This is a genomic window from Thalassotalea profundi, assembly GCF_014653195.1.
GTDB lineage: Bacteria > Pseudomonadota > Gammaproteobacteria > Enterobacterales > Alteromonadaceae > Thalassotalea_B > Thalassotalea_B profundi.
In genome coordinates, this window is sequence record NZ_BNAH01000008.1 from 111,981 (window position 1) to 130,888 (window position 18,908).

General features: G+C 36.2%; 19 protein-coding genes. 14 read left to right on the plus strand and 5 right to left on the minus strand.

Going from position 1 to position 18,908, the window contains the following annotated elements; genetic code table 11:
• The first annotated feature begins 372 nt into the window (after positions 1-372).
• Positions 373-1,041, plus strand: a complete 669-nt coding sequence (locus IE155_RS11110; RefSeq protein WP_189378331.1) for a PEP-CTERM sorting domain-containing protein — start codon at positions 373-375, stop codon at positions 1,039-1,041.
• A 73-nt stretch (positions 1,042-1,114) separates the two neighbouring features.
• Here IE155_RS11110 and IE155_RS11115 read toward each other — a convergent pair whose 3' ends face one another.
• From IE155_RS11115 to IE155_RS11130, 4 genes are all read right to left on the minus strand, one after another.
• Positions 1,115-2,092: a DUF3530 family protein gene (locus IE155_RS11115; RefSeq protein WP_189378332.1), complete on the minus strand. Its 978-nt coding sequence runs from the start codon at positions 2,090-2,092 to the stop codon at positions 1,115-1,117.
• Positions 2,093-2,209: 117 nt separating this feature from the next.
• A complete protein-coding gene (gene pheA / locus IE155_RS11120; protein ID WP_189378333.1) occupies positions 2,210-3,391 on the minus strand; it encodes a prephenate dehydratase in 1,182 nt (393 codons plus the stop codon).
• 280 nt (positions 3,392-3,671) lie between these two features.
• Positions 3,672-4,061 (minus strand): MAPEG family protein, encoded by a 390-nt coding sequence (locus IE155_RS11125; protein WP_189378334.1) that lies wholly within the window; start codon positions 4,059-4,061, stop codon positions 3,672-3,674.
• 29 nt (positions 4,062-4,090) lie between these two features.
• Entirely contained in the window at positions 4,091-6,496 is a 2,406-nt protein-coding gene (locus IE155_RS11130; protein ID WP_189378335.1) for a penicillin acylase family protein, read from the minus strand.
• Between the two features lie 401 nt (positions 6,497-6,897).
• Between IE155_RS11130 and IE155_RS11135 the strand changes: the two genes are divergently transcribed.
• The 12 genes from IE155_RS11135 to IE155_RS11190 all read left to right on the plus strand — a co-directional run bounded on the left by IE155_RS11135 (position 6,898) and on the right by IE155_RS11190 (position 17,342).
• Positions 6,898-7,254, plus strand: a complete 357-nt coding sequence (locus IE155_RS11135) for a hypothetical protein (protein WP_189378336.1) — start codon at positions 6,898-6,900, stop codon at positions 7,252-7,254.
• 77 nt (positions 7,255-7,331) lie between these two features.
• Positions 7,332-8,555 carry an aminotransferase class V-fold PLP-dependent enzyme gene (locus tag IE155_RS11140; protein WP_189378337.1) on the plus strand — a complete coding sequence of 408 codons (1,224 nt, stop codon included), beginning with the start codon at positions 7,332-7,334 and terminating at the stop codon, positions 8,553-8,555.
• Position 8,556: 1 nt separating this feature from the next.
• On the plus strand, positions 8,557-9,006 hold the full coding sequence (locus tag IE155_RS11145; protein ID WP_189378338.1) for an iron-sulfur cluster assembly scaffold protein: 450 nt from the start codon (positions 8,557-8,559) through the stop codon (positions 9,004-9,006).
• A gap of 73 nt (positions 9,007-9,079) precedes the next feature.
• The gene (locus tag IE155_RS11150) at positions 9,080-10,093 is read left to right on the plus strand and encodes an XdhC family protein (protein ID WP_189378339.1); all 1,014 of its coding nucleotides are present in this window, start codon (positions 9,080-9,082) and stop codon (positions 10,091-10,093) included.
• Entirely contained in the window at positions 10,090-10,707 is a 618-nt protein-coding gene (locus IE155_RS11155) for a nucleotidyltransferase family protein (protein ID WP_189378340.1), read from the plus strand. Before IE155_RS11150 ends, IE155_RS11155 begins: the two co-directional genes overlap by 4 nt.
• Before the next feature lie 80 nt (positions 10,708-10,787).
• Entirely contained in the window at positions 10,788-11,339 is a 552-nt protein-coding gene (locus IE155_RS11160; protein WP_189378341.1) for a DUF2058 domain-containing protein, read from the plus strand.
• 102 nt (positions 11,340-11,441) lie between these two features.
• The gene (locus tag IE155_RS11165; RefSeq protein ID WP_189378342.1) at positions 11,442-11,813 is read left to right on the plus strand and encodes a glutaredoxin family protein; all 372 of its coding nucleotides are present in this window, start codon (positions 11,442-11,444) and stop codon (positions 11,811-11,813) included.
• Between the two features lie 76 nt (positions 11,814-11,889).
• On the plus strand, positions 11,890-12,888 hold the full coding sequence (msrP, locus tag IE155_RS11170) for a protein-methionine-sulfoxide reductase catalytic subunit MsrP (RefSeq protein ID WP_189378343.1): 999 nt from the start codon (positions 11,890-11,892) through the stop codon (positions 12,886-12,888).
• Positions 12,888-13,487 (plus strand): protein-methionine-sulfoxide reductase heme-binding subunit MsrQ, encoded by a 600-nt coding sequence (gene msrQ, locus IE155_RS11175; protein ID WP_189378344.1) that lies wholly within the window; start codon positions 12,888-12,890, stop codon positions 13,485-13,487. The genes msrP and msrQ overlap by 1 nt, the downstream gene beginning before the upstream one ends.
• A gap of 187 nt (positions 13,488-13,674) precedes the next feature.
• Complete coding sequence (locus IE155_RS11180) at positions 13,675-15,057, plus strand: amidohydrolase family protein (RefSeq protein WP_189378345.1); 1,383 nt, start codon at positions 13,675-13,677, stop codon at positions 15,055-15,057.
• Between the two features lie 11 nt (positions 15,058-15,068).
• Positions 15,069-16,298: an amidohydrolase family protein gene (locus IE155_RS11185; protein WP_189378346.1), complete on the plus strand. Its 1,230-nt coding sequence runs from the start codon at positions 15,069-15,071 to the stop codon at positions 16,296-16,298.
• Between the two features lie 174 nt (positions 16,299-16,472).
• A complete protein-coding gene (locus IE155_RS11190; RefSeq protein ID WP_189378347.1) occupies positions 16,473-17,342 on the plus strand; it encodes a D-hexose-6-phosphate mutarotase in 870 nt (289 codons plus the stop codon).
• Between the two features lie 31 nt (positions 17,343-17,373).
• On the opposite strand, the gene mutH is transcribed toward IE155_RS11190, so the two are convergent.
• A complete protein-coding gene (gene mutH / locus IE155_RS11195; RefSeq protein WP_189378348.1) occupies positions 17,374-18,051 on the minus strand; it encodes a DNA mismatch repair endonuclease MutH in 678 nt (225 codons plus the stop codon).
• 246 nt (positions 18,052-18,297) lie between these two features.
• On the opposite strand from mutH, the gene rppH reads away from it, so the two are divergent.
• Complete coding sequence (rppH, locus tag IE155_RS11200; RefSeq protein ID WP_189378349.1) at positions 18,298-18,804, plus strand: RNA pyrophosphohydrolase; 507 nt, start codon at positions 18,298-18,300, stop codon at positions 18,802-18,804.
• Positions 18,805-18,908 lie beyond the last annotated feature (104 nt).

An 18,908-nucleotide genomic window follows, 5' to 3' on the forward strand; every position in this document is an offset into this window, starting at 1 on the left:
ATATATATGAAAATTCACATGTAAAGTTTTTATTGAGTTTCATCTAGAAGTGATTATAAAAAGATAAGCATAGGTAGGGCTGATTTTTAAAGTGTAGTATTAACTAGCACAAATCTATAAATATAGACGTGAGTAGTTACTTTATTGTTTATGTGTACAAATAAGTGTCGAAAAATTTTACAGGTCTAATGAGTTTAAAATACCCTTATTAAAAAAGAGGGCAATAAGTTTCAAAAAAAAGAAATTAAAAAACAATATCTTAATTTTTTTTTATGTTTTTAATTTCAGTCTGGCCTGATATTTGTATTGTTTTTGGTAGTTGCAATGTCGCAGTGATATTGATGATTATATAAATATTTAAAAGTAGGTCGTATGAAAAATTTAATGAGTAAATTTGTCGCAGTAACCACCCTTAGCTTAGTTGCTACATTCTCTCAAGCAACGTTAATTGAAACAACTGTAGATATCGTGCATAACTATGGTGACACATATACACCTACAAGTATTGCCAACGGCAATAACCCTTGTGATAGTTTAACAAGTAATGCTGTTCATATTAACGATGACTCAGCTGGTACAAATTGTGGTCGCTTTTATGATTACTTTGATTTTTCTGCGTTTGATTTTGAAAGTGTTGACTATTTTTCACTAAGCTTAACCTTTTCTGACGTTAATGATGATGCTAGATACTGGCTCTTCTTTAACGATAGAGAAGATTGGAATGTAAGAGTGGGTGCTTCCGCTTCTAGTTCAAACAATGGTTATGGTTATTCTTATGATAAGAATATTGAGAATGGTACTTTTATCTACAATGAAAACACAATGGATAGTGCTGTTTTTCAACGAATGGTAACGGATCAAAACTTCACATTAATGTTTTCTGAAGAGTCAAACAGCTTTGGTCTTGCAGATGATTTTTATTTATCTTCAGCAACCTTATCGATTACTGGTCAAACAACACAAGTACCTGAGCCAGCACCATTAGCTTTATTTAGCGTTAGTTTAATTGCTTTAGGTTTGATGAGAAAACGTCAAAAATAAGTGATATAAATTACAAAAAAAGCGGTAAGTTACCAAGTAACTTACCGCTTTTTTATGGGATAATTACAAGTATTTACCAGCCAATAGACGCTAACCAACCATTAATTTCTTTCAATAATAATTTATTAGGATAATAACTCGGCATAACATTATGTAGCTGTTTCTGTCGATAAAAAGCTTTCATTTCTTGTTTGACTGCATCGGAACGTAATTGTGCCGCGGTTTTAACATGGTTATTATCACGAAAAAGGGTAAGATCTAATATGGGGATAGGGAGTTGAGTGATACTTGCCGCGACTGTTTTATTATCTTCTATTGTTGGTAAAAAACTACTGAGTAAAATAAGTGCTGCGGGTGATGGTGCAATTTGTTTTTGATAAATATTTGTTAAAAGGGCAGCATTGCTACCTTCTGATATAACAACTATTACGCCAGGATACTCTTTAGCTTTTTCATTAATTTGTTCAAGTAAAAGCCCCAAGTCTTCTCCGTATTCAATGAGTGTTTTTTGGTTATTTTCAATACGCTTTTCTCTGTTTAGCGCTGTCGACGGATAATCAGCGGGTTTTGCTGGTGGTTGAATTGTTATCGTTGTCCAACCTCGTTTAGGTAATTGTTGGCGTAAAAAGTTAAGTGCACTTGATCCTGTGGCATTTTGTTGCCAATCAGGGAGTAGTATCATAACGCCTTTCGCTAAACCTGTTTTATTAACTTCCAGTAACGTTATTTCCTCTTTCATACCTACTAGCATAGGTTTAACAATGTCTGGTTCAAGGTAGTGTTTAATATCTTCCTGCTGTTGTTGAAGAAAGTTAATGGGAGCTTGAATATTTTTTGGGTTATTGATTGCTGGAATTACTTGCTCTTGTGGTGCAGTTGATTCTGTTGCTTGTGTTATTTCATCTTGTTGCCCTTTAGGTACTTCTTCAGTTGATGTCTGTTCCTGAGGGATAGGTGAAGTCTCATTTTCTTGTTTCGCTGAGAGGCTGAAGCAAAGGAAAAATAGTGCTAAAAATGAAAGCAAGTACTTAAATGAAGATAGTTGTAACATTCATAACCTTTTTAATGGGGAAGTATTTAAAATGTATAATATGTTATCGACCAAAAACACAATTAGCTTAACTTGGGAGTTGATTAAACGACAGGCAAAACCTGTCGTTCTTATAATTTAATCCTTAAGTGCGCTACTCGGTATACTGGTTGGGCTGATGTGCTCAATTGGATAACAGCCAAGTATTTTAATAAAGTTTGTTTGTGGCGTTATTTCGGCAATGGCTTCTTGCAATGCTCCGCTTTTTACATTTGCTTCTACATCAATATAAAACATTTCTTCCCAAGGTCTACCTTGTATTGGTCGAGATTCTAGTTTGCACATATTAATGCCTTTATCTTTTAGCACTACTAAGCACTCAACTAAAGCCCCAGGCTTTTGGCCTGTAGCTAATATTATGGCAGTTTTTGCTGGAATTTGTTCGGCTACATCAACAGCTTTACGAGCAACTAAAATAAAACGACTATGATTTTCACTCTGGTTTGCGATTGATTTTTCTAGTGCGTGTAATTGATATAATTTTCCACCTTCTTCACTACCAATTACCGCTACTTCATCGCTTTGTAACTCATAAGCTTGTGCCATAGCATCTGCAGTGCTTTCACAGTACTCAATGCGTATATTGCTTTGTTTATCTAAAAAATTGCTACATTGGGTAAAGGGTTGGCCATGAGCATATATGGTTTTAATTTTATCCAATCGTGTATTTACTGCGGTCAATAAACAATGTTCAATGGGCTGGGTTATTTCGCCAACAATCGATAAGTTAGTATGTTGTAGAAGGTCATAAACTTCATTAATACTACCGGAACTGGTATTTTCGATGGGTAACATACCGTAATCAACATGTCCTGATTCAACTTGTGTCATTATCTCAGCAAAGCTTTGGCAACCAAATTCAATTATTTTCTCTGCACGTCGTGAAAAGTATCGATGACTCGCTAAGTAGCTGTATGAGCCTTTATCACCTAAAAAGGCAACACTTACTGTGGGCATTTCAATGCTAGGATTTGCTAGAGTTTGTAAGTAGGCTTGTTGGTTAAGCACTGAATCTTCAATAATGGTTTGAAAGATGCTGGTAACATAATGCGCATCTAAACCTAATGACTTTCCTTGTTTGATCAAACGGATAAGTAATTCTTGTTCTCGTTGTTGATCACGTACGGGACGTATTTGATGTGCTTTGCTTTTTGCAACATTTAGCGTGAGAGAGCGGCGTTGAGCAAATAAAGTTAATAAGTCTTGATCAAGTTGAGTTATTTTTTCTCTGATTTTAGTTAAATCTAATTCTTCGTTCACGTTTGATCCCTACTTTGTCATATATACTTGTTAAATAGCCCTTGCTATACCACATAAAAAAACCTCCATTTGGAGGTTTCGTCTTTAAAAATTTAATTCGACAGAAAACGCTCCCTTAGTAAACTAAGGAAAAATAAAGAGAATAAATAAAAAAGATACTACTAATTGAGTATAAGTTCTGTCGTTCATGGCTTTACTTTATATAGGCTCATGGTTTAGTTCAAGTGTTTCTTTATACTCAATATAAAATAGCTATAGCTAGATAGTATTTATCTAGTCCTTATACCGGCAAACATTGAATAACAATAGCTAATGTTGTACCTAAACCAATGAACCACACTATAGAGCGAAGTGTACTCCAATTGAGTAGGTATAATATGTGGTAGCACAGTCGTGAAATTATATGCACAACCGCTAACTGTTCAATTATTTTGCCCGTATTATTAGTTGCTATAGCAAGCAAAATTGCAGGCGCAAACATTATTAAGGCTTCAAATGCATTTTGATGAGCAGCTAATGCTCTTGCCCCAAAGCCTGTTAAGGTTGCTTGCTGAGAGCGAGGGTTTTTATTGTCGTAGCGGCCTAATTTATTTTGCGCATATCCTACGGGCCCTTTGCTTAACATGGGTAGGAGTATGCTAATAAATAAACACCAAATTAATGTAGCCATAATAATCCTTATAAATCAGTTGCATTAACTTAATAGTTAGTTAATGTTAATTGGTATTTAGTTTCACCAGGTAAGAAAGACGAAGGAAGTCCTTCTTGCCAATTTTTATGGCCTTTTTGATAGTAAGGACTCCAAGGGTGGCCAGACTGACTGGTGGGAACTTGCATAATACCCGTTTTTTCATGCCCAGGGGATACAATCATTCGTTGTGAGGCTCCAAAAGATCGGCCCTGTACCCTAGGCATATAACTATCACCTGACAAGGGGACTTTGGGCATATCTAACCAGTTTCCAATTAAAGGTACCCCAGCGCTGAGTGGGTGGCGAATATTACTGGTATTTTGTTGTCCCCAAGTAGCGGCGCTTAAAGGTTGATTTTGTGTCATCTTGGTAACGACTTGTCTCAGTGTGTTAGTAAACAACTGTTGCCAATTTTGATTGGGAATAATGAAATTATCTGGTTGAACATTAATTAATTGCCATAGTGGTGTTTCAAGCTGATGGCTAATGGTTGATAAATCAAAACTTTTATCGGTACTGGTTAAGTGTTTTTCTAAATGAGAAAATACGTTATCTCTGAGTTGTAAGCGAAAATTTCTAACGATACGGTAAGCAACTGAGTCTATCGAGGCTGTTAGTGTGTCGTCAGCTAGTAATATCTTGCTGACCTCAAGTAGTTGTGAGTTTTCTTCTAGGTTTTCTTTATTCAGTATTGAGTTGATTATAAAGTCACGCCAAGGCTTTAAAAATAAAGCCTCGTCGTCTAAAGCTATAGCTAATAAATCCTTTTCACTAAAACGTTCTTTGGCAAATAAGCGTTGTTTTATTTGTTTGCTGCGAGCTCCTAATGCATAACCACCATTACCTAAGTATTTGTACATTTCACCGCCAACCACACGTGAATTAGCGGTCCATATACGCTGTTGTTCAGGGTTGAGAACTTTTGGATAATTTTCTGCTGCTAAATAACCTTTCCATGTGTAATTACCATTTGCCCAAGACTGTGGTAGCTCCCCAAATGAGGACGATTTTTGTGGGATAGGTCCCATTATTGTCCAGCCAATATTACCTGAACTGTCACCAACGACAAAGTTCTGCTGAGGAATACCTGACTTTGCCGCAATAGTAAGTGCTTGCTTTGCCGTTTTAGTATACTCAAGTGCTTGAGCATAAAGATTAACGGCTTGGCGATCATGAGCAACCCAGCGATAAGCGAGCAAAGTGCCGTCTGCTTTTTCGTTAATAACAGGCCCCCAAATCGTTTCTTTAACAATGTATTCTTTTGATTTTTCACCTTTTACCGCAATCATGTGACGCTGCATCGTAAAAGGTTTATATCCTTGTGGAGTTAAATACTGAGTTTTATCTTCATTAGTTTCTAAAATAATTACATCACTCCAGTCACCATAGCTGTTCGTAAAGCCCCAAGCGATATTACCATTACTACCTGTAACCATTAATGGTGTGCCAGGTAGCGTTAATCCTGTGATATCAATTTGTTGAGTATTTAATGGGTAACTAAAAGAGGTGCGATACCAAGTATTAGGGACACTGAGTCTTAAATGCATATCATTGGCGATAATTGCACTACCTGTTGAGCTTATACTTCCTGATATTACCCAATTATTAGAGCCAGGTATTTCTTCAGGGTGATATTTTTTTGTCGTTTTAATGTTTGAGGTTGGACGGCTACTTTTAGCAATAGTACTAAGGTTTGGCCAAGTTGATATGGGTAAAGATGGAGGGGAAAACTCTTCGTTATGTTCAGTATTATCAATAGGTGCATCCCATTGACTACCGCTAGGGTTTAAAAAGGCAAAGACATCTTTTTCTAGCATTTTGTATAAAGCTGCAAGGCTTTGCTCACGCTCGCCCTGACCATACTGTAAATCAAGATACATACTCATTATGACCAATATTGAGTCTTCTTCGCGCCATTGTGCTGGTGCTTGTTGTAATAATAAATATTCAAAAGGTGGTGACTTTAGTGCACGTAAACCGGCGTTTACTCCTTTGGTATATGCTGTTAATAATGAACGTTCTTGATCGGGTAAGTGCTTAACTATGTCAATTGCACGTTGTCTAAAATTATGTAGTCGGTGTGACTTATCGTAATCAAGTGCTACGCTACCAAATAAACTTGCAAGTTCTCCTGCGGAGTTTTTTCTGAATAAATCCATTTGAAAAAAACGTTCTTGGGCATGCACAAAACCAGTAGCAACAGCAATATCCTCTCTATTATTAGCTGTTATCGTAGAAATTCCTTGTTCATCACGGGCAATGTTTGCCTCACTTGTTAATCCATAAACATTAATTTTTCCCTCTAAAAGTGGCAGAGAGCCTTCTAACTGACTGTAGATCCACGTCGTTATAATGGCAAAAATAAAGAAAGTAATGATAGAAATTATAAGGGCTATGCGTTTTATAGACATCATCTAATTGTTTTTGTTAAAAATATTATCAAAGATTAGCTTAAAATTAAGCGCTAAACAAATGCTAACGTAATGGTAAGGGGCTATAAACCACAGGAAAAATTATTTAAAAGATTAATATTTAATTAATTGTTGCTAATTTCAGTTGTTTATTCATGGTTTAATCACTTTATCCATGTAATAATTAAGCTGTTATTAGATATTAGCGACTATTCACAAATGTAAATAGTTAGTTAAGGATAATGACAACAATTAAAGTAGATTATTTGTTTTCTTGGTTATTTTCTTTGAAATAATCTTTCTTTTTTGTTCATTGCATTCAGTGAATAGTTTGTATAACTATTGTTAAATATGAGTGTCAAGTTTTACTGTTTAGAATGACACATACGGATTATAAAATAATTATGAAAGATAATACTCCTCGTTACGTTAAGATTGACGACTGGATCTTTGAGCTAAAAATGGTTAGGGCTTTAAAAGTTGATGAATATGGTAAACCTTATACTGCGATAGCCAATTGCAACATTAATGGCGATAACATGTATGTTGATGGGCTACTTACCAAAGAAGAAGATGAGTTTACTAAAGAAGATTTTATGACCTTTTTGAAGTTTTCTAAAAAATTAGGCTTGAAAGGTTTTTCTTATCATCGTTATCACAATGGCAAATCATCAACTAAAGATGCTAATGTGAAAATGTTAGATGCATTTGAAGCTGCTACTGAAGAGCCAAAGCCGCAACCTATTCGTTTAGTAAAATAATTTGCGCGTACAGTTTATTGATTGTATTGGCATAGCTTGCTAGTTTATTAATATATTTGTTGTTATTGTGCTTTTCTATGTCAATTGTTAGCCCTTGGAAGCAAGATTTTCCTGTTTTTAACGCTGATGCTTACCCTAATTTATGCTATTTAGATAGTGCTGCAACATGCTTAACACCTAAGCGTGTTGCTGATGCTATGTATAATTATCAATGTTATTCACATGCAAACAGCCATAAAGGCTTATACTATTTAAGTGCCAATGTGACTGAAAAAGTTGAGTATGCACGTACTCGTATTGCAGAATTTCTAGGCGCATCAAGCTTAAACGAAATTGTGTTTACCTCAGGTACAACTGAAAGTTTAAACTTAGTTGCTTATAGTTATATTGAAACGAAAATAACGTCCAAAAGTAATATCATTATTAGTGCGGCAGAGCATCACGCAAATTTATTACCATGGCAACGGTTATGTCAGCAATATGGTGCGTCATTGAGGGTTGCTCCTTTGAATGACCATGGAATTATTGATTTTTCTCAGTTAGTGACATTAATAGATAGTGATACATTATTAATTGCAATAAGCCAAAGCGCTAATGTCATTGGAAAATTTAACCCTATTAAGCAAATTTGCCAATATGCTCGTCAAAATAACATAATTACAGTGATTGACGGCGCTCAAGCGGTTAGCCATGGTAATATTAATGTTGATGATTTAGAGTGTGATTTTTACGCTTTTTCTGGACATAAACTTTATGGTCCCACTGGTTGTGGTGTTTTATATTGCCGTATGGGGCTGATTGAACAAATGCGCCCTTATCAAGTAGGTGGCGGAATAATAGATAATGTTTCTTACCAATCAAGTCATTATTTAACTGGACCATTAAAATTTGAATCGGGCTCTCATAACGTAGTCAGCATCATAGGATTACTAGCCGCACTGGATTATTTAAATGATATTTCTTGGCAAGCGATTAATGCCTACCTAGAAAGATTAAGTGGTTATATGCAAAAAAGGTTAGCTGAACTTAACTTTATTCACCCTATCGTGCGCTCTGGTGATTCAGCACCTTATTTATATAGTTTCCAGATGAATAAAGTGCACTGTCATGATGTTGCAAGTATGCTAGATATTGAGGGTATTGCTGTACGGGCAGGTCATCATTGTGCCCAACCGTTGCATAAGACTTTAGGTATTAATGCCAGTGTTCGGGTATCTTTAGGTTTGTATAATGATCACACCGATATTGATCGGTTGATCACGGGGTTAACAAATACTTATCAATTATTAAAGATCGAATAAAATGACAACGCAACCCTCTAAAATTTCAAATGATGCTTTACAACTTTATCAAGAAGTATTGCTTAAACATCATAAAACGCCCACTGGTTTTGAAGTTGAAATTAATAACACTCATAGTGCCGATGGGGTTAATGCTGCTTGTGGCGATGAAATTGTTGTTTATGCTCAAGTGGAAGCTGGAACTATTACTGCACTTGGATTTTCTGGTGATAGTTGTGCTATTTGTCGCGCCTCTGCTTCGATTATGTGCAGCTACTTAACTAATGTAGAAGTTGATCAGGTTGAAGCTATTATTGAACATACCATTAGTATTATTAACTCTACTCATACCGATGAATTAATCTGTGCTGAAGTTTTACAACCTTTACTTGCTGTGGGGAAGTTTCCCGTGAGAAGGCAATGTGCTATTTTACCTTGGCGAACTTTTGTAAAAGCCGTATTAGAAAGCTAAGAGCACGCCTTAAGTAATCTAACCGTACCTATTTAACTTATATTTAATTTGTTTTTAATTATCGAGTAAAACAATGCAAGAAAACTGGTTACAGCTCATTCAGCATTTTAACGTTAATGAACGTTTCATACTTGCTACTATTTGTGCCACAAAAGGTTCTACTTATCGGAAAACAGGTACTATGATGCTGATTTCAGCTGATGGAAAGTGTACCGGGTTACTCAGTGGTGGCTGTTTAGAGGCTGATATTTGTTTACACGCACAACAAGTGCTTACTGAGAACAAATCTTTAATTGTGAATTACGACTTAAAAGCGGATAGTGAACTTTTATGGGGCTTGGGGTTAGGCTGTGACGGCGCTATTGATATTTTATTGCAACCGTTAACCCCCGAAAATAATCATTTAGCTTTTGAACAAGTGATCTCGGCGATAAAACAAAGAAAATCAGGTCTATATTGTCAAAAAATAAATACTCAAGAAATACCATCCTCGACTTACCTTGAGGGTGAATATTGTGCAAATTCATTAACTAGTCATTTTTCAGAGCATGAAAATTCAGAACTACTGGTGACTCCCATAACACCACCCATTTCAATTGTGATATGCGGTGCTGGACCTGATGTAGAACCTGTCGTCCAACTGCTATTGCAAATGGGCTGGCAGGTTGAAATTTGGGATCACCGTCAACAATACCTTGACCAAGCATGCTTCGCTCTTTGTACTAAAAGAAAGATCCGAGCAGAGCATATAAATAAGGATGATTTTACATTGTTTGATGGCGCAGTGATCATGACGCACAACTTAGCATCTGACACAGTTATTGTTGAAAAAGCCTGGCAATCTTCATTATCTTATATTGGTGTATTAGGCCCAAAAGGACGTCGTAATAAAATAATGGCACCATTGATGTTGAATGAAAAGCAAATACAAGGGCGTTTGTATGGGCCTATTGGTTTAGACATAGGTGGAAGAGGGCCACAAGCGATAGCCTTGTCAATTGCTGCACAAATACAACAGCACTTTAGTCATGAAAATACGCGCTTTAATGTGGTAATGCCTTACATTTTGAAAAATAATTCATTATGAAAAAGCCTATCGCTATTGTCATTCTAGCAGCAGGTTGTTCTCGTCGTTTAGGGCAAAATAAACAATTAATCAGTGTTGAAGGCCAAGCGTTAATTACACGTCAATGCTGCGAGTTACTTCGTCTTGAATTACCTATTTATTGTGTTGTTGGCTATCAGATAGATGAGATGAAGCTAGTTTTAAAAAAAGTGCCTAAAATAAACCTTATTGACAATAATCAATGGTCTGAAGGATTAGGGGGGTCTATTGCTTTAGCAACAGACTTATTAAAGGATCAATTTGAGCAATTGTTATTTGTGTTAGGTGATCAATGGCAATTAAGTGCGTGTAAGTTAAATGCTTTTATCCAGTCACACAATTTAACCCAAGACAGAATTACCATAGCGACAAATAATCAGAACTTAACAAACCTGTCCCTTTCTGAATTATCGCCCCCCGTTATTTTTCCTGTAAATTATTATAATGAACTCTGCTTATTACAAGGTGAGTCGGGTGCAAAAGTTGTATTGAAAACACATAAGCAAAAAATCACACCATTTTACTTACCAGAAGCGTTTGTTGATTTAGATACGCAAGAACAATTAACTAAATTAAGATCAATTTACCCAGAATGATGACTAAGTATTTCAAATTTTCATTTAGTTGTTAAAATAGCGCACATAAAAATGTTTGATAATGACTAAACAGGATCATCATGGCATCACTTCAAGATCAATTGTTAAAAGCGGGTTTAACAACTAAGCAAAAGACTCGACAAGCCAATTCCGATATGCGAAAAAAAAATAAGCAAAAGCGCAGTGGTGTAAAGGTAGAGGTCAGTTTACAAGAACAGGTAAAACAAGATCTTGAAAAGGCGCGCTTAGCAAAACAAGAAAAAGATAACGCGCTTAATGAAGAGAAAAAAAAGCAACTTGCGCAGAAAGAATTACAACAGCGTATTTTACAAATTTTAAATAGCCATCAATTTAAAGCACCGCAGGGAGAAGCGGTATATAATTACAATTTTAATGGCGTTGTTAAAAAACTTTATGTCGACGAAGTTACTCATAAAGCTCTAGTTAATGGCCGATTAGCACTGTGTGGTTTTGATAATATGACTTATGTGGTTACTCGTGAAACCGCCGAGAAAATAGCAACACTCGATAGTCACATTATCTTAGTGAAAAATGATAAAACTGAAACTGAGCAAGTTGATGAAGATGACCCATATGCTGATTACCAGATCCCCGATGATTTAATGTGGTAAATATTTGTCGCGTTAAACCATATTATTTTTCTTGTCTTTCACTTGGTTGAAAGCCTATTTTGCTACGTAAATGTAGCGTGATTTTATTTTGGATTTTTATTTATGTTTATTATTCGCTGGATTATTGGTCGAATTATTTTAGTATTAAATTTTATATTTTCTCCCTCATCACCTAAGTTAACTAAAGCGCAACAAAGTGCACTTGACGAGCAACTTAATCATTTAAGTTTATATCAACTACCTGCGTGCCCATTTTGTGTAAAAGTGCGTAGAGCTATGAAACGTAATGGATTTAATATCGAATTAAAAAATATTAATCAGCAGAGTAACTATCAGGATGAATTAATCAAATATGGTGGTAAACGTAAAGTACCTTGCTTACGCATTGCTAATGCAGATGGTACTGATACTTGGATGTATGAATCTTCTGATATAGTGGCTTATTTAGAGCAGTTTTCTGTAAAAGCGGCATAATTAACCCTATCGTTGAATACTTTCTATTGTTTATCAGGTCTATTAATTATCTCTTATAAATTAATAGGCTGATATTATGCTGATCAAACTTCCTCCGAACTGGAAAATTCCTTCTAATGAGGTTACTGATGAATCTGTTTACCGCCAACGCCGGACATTACTTAAAAGTATGGGGTTTTTAGGCGCAGGAACTTTATTGTCACCTTCTGCTCATTCGTTAGATTGGTTTACAAAAGAGCCTAAAGTTACATTTGAAACACAAGCATTACAATATGAAAAGCAAGCACTAGGGCAACAAGTGTTAACGCCTGAAAGCAAAGTTATTAGCCATAATAATTTTTATGAATTTGGTACAGCAAAAAGTGATCCTTTCAATAATTCTCAGGGCTTTAAAGTAGAACCATGGCAACTAAAAGTATCAGGTGAAGTCGAAAACCCCATAACCTTAAATTATGATGATTTAACCTCAATGTTTACATTGGAAGAGCGTATATACCGATTACGCTGTGTGGAAGCATGGTCGATGGTTATTCCATGGGTAGGTTTTCAATTGTCTTCTCTCATTGCTAAAGCTAAGCCATTATCAACGGCGCAATATGTGGCTTTTGAAACACTTGAAGATCCAAAGCAAATGCCAGGACAAGCCAATCGAAGACTTGGTGGTGGCATCAGTTATCCTTATGTTGAAGGATTACGAATTGATGAAGCTTCAAATCCATTAACATTAATGGCTGTTGGATTATATGGTAAGACTTTACCGCCTCAAAATGGCGCGCCCATTCGATTAGTGGTGCCCTGGAAGTATGGTTTTAAAAGTATCAAATCAATCGTGGGTATTAAATTATTAAAAACTCAACCACCAACGACATGGAATCGTTTGGCTGCAAATGAATATGGTTTTTATGCCAATGTTAATCCTGAAGTCGATCATCCTAGATGGAGTCAGGCAAGTGAGCGTCGAATTACTACGGGTGGTTTACTTGCTCGAAACCGTATCGAAACACAAATGTTTAACGGTTATGGTGACGAGGTTGCTCATCTATATAAAGGTTTGGATTTACGGAAAAATTATTAATGCCTATTAGTCTTAATCAACACACTATGATGATTAAAATAGCTATTCATTTCTTGTGTTTAGTTTTGTTAGTAAACCAATACTGGCTGGCACTTAATGATGATTTAGGAGCAGATCCTGTTGAAGCTATCTTGCACTTTACTGGTATTGGGGCATTTAATTTACTTATTCTCAGTTTGAGTATTTCGCCATTAGTTCGTATTTTTAAATTTACATCATTCATTCATTACCGACGACTTTTAGGCTTATATTGTTTCTTATATGTGCTTGCTCATTTACTCAGCTTTCTTGCTTTTGAAGTACAATTTGATTGGCAATTATTTCTCAATGAAATTATTGAAAGGCCCTATATGACTTTTGGCATGATAGCATTTGTTATTTTATTATTATTGACAATAACTTCTATTGATAAAATTAAACGTCAAATGAGAAAGTCTTGGCAAAAGCTACATCATTGGGTTTATTTAGTAATTGTTTTAGCAAGTATTCACTTTTATATGTCGGTAAAGTCAGATATTACTGAGCCGTTAGTGTATGCCTTAATTTCATTGATATTACTTAGTTTTCGCTGGAAGAAACTCTTTAAATATTTTCGTTAATTATTTTCTATTTAGTACTTACTATACTGGTAATATTACCGAGTGATGATTTTAGTTGCTGTTGGTCTTATATATTTGACGGCCTGTCGCAGAACACTCGTTGACACTTCCCTCAAGCTTGCTCAATCTTCTAATTCATAATATCTTTTATAAATAATAATATTATGGCTTATAAGAGACCCTACCTATGAATAAATATCTACCGTCAATCTTGGTGACGGCGATATCAGTTGCATTAACAGGCTGTTTGCAAACTGATGCGCAAGATGAAAAAGTTCTTATCAATAAAAATCCTTATCCCAGTGCATACAAAGTATTACCTTCGCAAATGACCTTGATAAAAAATGCTATCGTTCTTACTGGTACCGGCGAGCGTCTTGATAACGCTGATTTGCTTATGGAAAATGGCAAAATAGTCAAAGTAGGTGAAAACTTATCATCAAGCGATGCTATTGAGGTGGATGCGAATGGTAAATGGGTAACCCCAGGTATTATTGATGTACATTCACATTTAGGCGTTTATCCTAGTCCTTCAGTTGAATCTCACTCTGATGGTAACGAAGCAACTCAACCTAATACGTCTGAGGTTTGGGCTGAACATAGTGTTTGGCCACAAGATCCAGGCTTTCAAGCTGCTCGAGCTGGTGGCATTACAACGTTACAAATATTACCGGGATCTGCAAATCTATTTGGTGGCCGTGGCGTTACGTTACGAAATGTACCAAGTCATACCATGCAAGGAATGAAATTTCCTGATGCTCCTTATGGCTTAAAAATGGCGTGTGGTGAAAACCCTAAACGTGTTTATGGTGGCAAAAAGGTATCACCTGCTACACGAATGGGTAATATGGCAGGCTATCGTATGGCGTGGGCTGAAGCGACTGAATATAAAAGAGCGTGGGACAAATATGAAGCAGACTATGCTAATGGCTTAAATGCTGAAGCACCTACACGTGATATTGAGTTAGACACCTTAAAAGGTGTCCTAGATGGCGAAATTAAAGTTCACAATCACTGTTATAAAGCCGAAGAAATGGCGATGATGATTGATTTAGGAAAAGAGTTTAATTACCACTCTGGCACATTTCATCATGCTGTAGAAGGTTACAAAATAGCTGATTTGTTAGCTGAAAATGGTAATTGTGCCGCTATGTGGCCAGATTGGTGGGGCTTTAAAATGGAAGCTTACGATATGGTGCCAGAAAATGTAGCAATTGTTGATGCAGTTAAAAATTCATGTGCAATTGTACATTCTGATTCAGATACGACTATTCAACGTTTGAATCAAGAAGCAGGAAAAGTGATGTATCGTGCAAATGATAATGGTTTTGATATAAAACCTGAACATGCGATTAAATGGATCACGAGTAATGCAGCTAAATCTTTAGGCCTTGAAAATACTACGGGTAGCTTAGAAGTTGGTAAGCGTGCTGATGTTGTTATCTGGAATCAAAATCCATTTAGTGTTTATGCTCAAGCAGAACAAGTTTTTGTTGATGGGGCTAAGGTATATGATAGACACGATGAAAAGTATCAAGCGAAAAGCGATTTTATGCTAGGCCAGAAATAAGAGGAATACCTATGAAAAATTTAACACTGTTTAAGTCTTCTCTTGTTGCATTAGCATTAGCGGCTTCGACATCTTTATTTGCACAAAGTGTTGCTATCACTAATGCAACAGTACACACAGTTACTGACGAAGGCATATTAACTAACGCAACTATTGTGATGGATAATGGCGTAATAACTGCAATTAACCCTGAAAACGTTAATGCAGATACCGTGATTGATGCTAAAGGACAAATTTTAACGCCGGGCTTTATTAGCGCGATGAATCAATTAGGATTAGTTGAAGTCTCTGCCGTATCAAGAAGTCGTGATGCAGGCGATAAAAAAGCAGATATAACTTTTGATCCAAGTATCGCATTTAATCCTAATTCAACAGTGATCCCGTTCAGTCGATCAGGTGGGATCACAAGTAGCATCGTAGTGCCGAATGGTGGCGATGATATGTTTAAAGGCCAAGCATTTATTGCAGACTTGTCTGGTAAACCTGACAGTATAGTAAAAAAAGGTAGTGCTGTACTGATTGATTTAGGCTCTCAAAGTAAGGGATCACGCGTATTAAATTTACAAAAATTGCGTGTTGAACTAGAAGATGCTAAATCAATGAGTAAAAAAGATAGTAAAGATAAAGAGCCTAAACGTGATGCAAAAATTATTAATGCATTACTTGCGGGAGAGTTACCTTTGATTGCCCATGCAGATCGTGCTACCGATTTACTTGAATTGATTAACATTAAAAAGGATTTTGGTATTAATGTTGTATTAGCTGGTGCAGCGGATGCTGTGCGTATTGCACCACAATTGGCAGATGCTAATATTCCAGTTATTGTCAATGCAATTAGTAATTTACCCAGCAGTTTTGATTCTTTAAATGTTTCTTTGGATAATGCTGGGTTGCTTCAAAAAGCAGGGGTTAAAGTATTACTTACGATTAGCGGTGGAACACATAATATGTATCAACTACGTTTTGATACTGGAGTCGCTGTTGCTAATGGTTTACCTAAAAATGAAGCTTTAGCTGCAATTACTGCGAATATTGCTGATGTTTTTTCTCTTGATGCAGGTCGCATAGCTATAGGGAAAAAAGCTGACGTAGTGTTATGGAGTGCTGATCCTTTCGAGTTAAGTTCACGTGTTGAACACATGTGGATTAATGGTGAAGAGGTCAATATGCGAACTCGACAAGATGCACTACGTGACCGATATACGGCGCAAAGTGATATGCCGCGAGCTTATACTAAATAATTTATTTTTAATTAAATAGTTTCGCTATAAATCCAAAGCCAAGGTATCCCTTGGCTTTTTTATTTTTGCCTTGAGGAACTCGCGGTTGAAAGTGCTAATGGATGTTTTTACGCTTCCTTCCGTTGGGATACTCTATTAGACTACTGATAATGTTAACTTTACAGTGGTAGTTTTATGAGTCATATGCCTTTAGTTTCTAATAAATACGGTGAAATCACTCAATATCAGAAAGCTGACAGTGTCGATATTCTTAACATTCAGCACAGTCTTTGCTCTGCTTCTGTAAGTTTATATGGTGGACAAGTACTGAATTGGCAACCTAAAGGTCAACCTCCTGTATTATGGTTAAGTGATACGAGTCAGTATCAACAAGGAAAAGCTATTCGAGGTGGTATACCATTATGTTGGCCATGGTTTGGGGCTTATAAAGATGCAGGTAACCATGGCTTTGCACGGCAAATGCGTTGGGAGTTGTTAGAGGCTGATATAACAGAACATAAAGTAGAGTTAACGCTCGTAGCAGCAGGGGAAAATTTATCACATTTATGGCCTACACCATTCAAACTAGTTCAAAAAATATCCTTTTCAGCTCAATTTCAGCAACAATTAACAATCAGCAATTTATCTGATCAACCAGTTGAATTTACTAGTGCTTTCCATAGTTATTTTCAAGTGAGTTCACCTGAATATACGTCGGTTTCTGGATTAAATGGGGTAAAGTTTGATGATAAAAATACATTATTAACTGCTCAGCAAGATATACTCGATAACTGTGTTGGACCAATTGATAGAATTTATCATGATCATAATACTCAACAATTAAAAGATTCCGGTTGGCAACGAGTCATTGAGGTTGAATCAACGCATTGCCAACAGTGGGTTTTATGGAATCCGGGAAAAGAAGTAGCAAGTTCGATGAATGATCTTCATTCTGGTGGCGAATCGGAATATGTTTGTTTAGAAGCGGCTAATACAGAGTGGCAAAATATTCCCGCCCAAAAAAGTGTAACTCTCAAGCAAAAAATATCTGTTATTCCTTTTTAATAAGTAGTTAGAGTAATAGATATTAACTAGATTATTCAACTCTAAGGTGCTGATGGATTAGACGCTGAGTAAAAACTGTTTTTAAATAAAAACCTCGAGGTAAGGTTAAAAATGGCTCTCCTTTATGATTAAAGGCTTTCGTCTTTACACTAGAATTCGCGGCTTTAGGTCTTAATTGCAAAATATCGCCATGCTTCCCTGTAATTTGTTCAACTTTCCCTAAAACAATCATGTCGGTTAGCTCTTGCCAGTCCTGTGCAAGTTGCTGTTCTTCTTCAATATTGGGCGACCAAATAAATGGAGTTGCTACTATACGTTCCGCGATAGGTATTTCTCGCTCTGAGATGACAGGCACCCAAAGAACACGTGCTAATTTATTTTTTAGATGACTATTTTCCCATATTACGCCAGTGAGTCCGACTAAAGGAGCCACACAAACAAATGTTGTTTCAAGGGGCTTGCCTGAATAATTAATGGGTAATGATTTTAGCTCTATCCCTAAGCTAGGAAAGTCGGGCTCAGGTTTTGAACCTGCACTTGCTCCTAGCACATGCTCTAATAATAAGCCGATCCAGCCTTTTTCTTTGTTCAAGTTCTTAGGTACTTGAATTCCGGCTTTTCGAGCAATCTCTCCTAACGTTAGCCCTGATAGTGCTTGCGCTCTAGTTAATAGTTCTTGCTCATCATTTGGGGGAAGGGTTAAAGCCATAGGTATGTTTGATCATTGAATTTATTATTCATCTAAAGCGTATTATCCTAATGCAAGGGTATTGATGCAAGTTTGTTTATGATTAAATACCTGCAACTGATAGCCTGAACTATCTTTGTGATTGCTTGTTCATCTATTATCGCAATCAATTGAAAATTAAACCTTCTTTTTAAGTCATTTATTATTTGCTCAAATGGCGCGTTTATGGAAGAATCAAAGTATAACTAAAATGCACTAGGGGTTCCTGTGATAGATGCCGAAGGCTATCGAGCCAATGTCGGCATAGTAATAATCAATGACAGGGGACAAGTATTTTGGGCCAGACGTAATGGTCAGCATTCATGGCAATACCCACAAGGTGGCGTAGATGAAGGTGAATCAGCAGAACAGACTATGTATAGGGAATTACATGAGGAAGTTGGACTGAAACCTGAACATGTTAAAATTGTTGCAACGACTAAACATTGGCTAAGATACAAATTACCAAAACGATTAATAAGACACGACAGTAAGCCTGTTTGTATTGGGCAAAAGCAAAAATGGTTTTTGCTTAAATTAACAGCAAATGAATCAGCGTTTGATTTAATTCATACTGATCATCCTGAATTTGATGATTGGCGCTGGGTAAGTTACTGGTATCCAGTACGTCAGGTTGTTTCTTTTAAGCGAGATGTATATCGCAAAGTAATGAAAGAGTTTGCTCCTCATACTATGCCATATCAACGCCCAGATCGTCGTAAACGTAGAAATTGATTATTATTATGTAGTCGTAATATTAAATTGCTCACTTACATTAGTGAGCAATTTGCAAATTACTTTTTAAACGGAGTTAGTTCTTACAATTTACCATCTCGTTT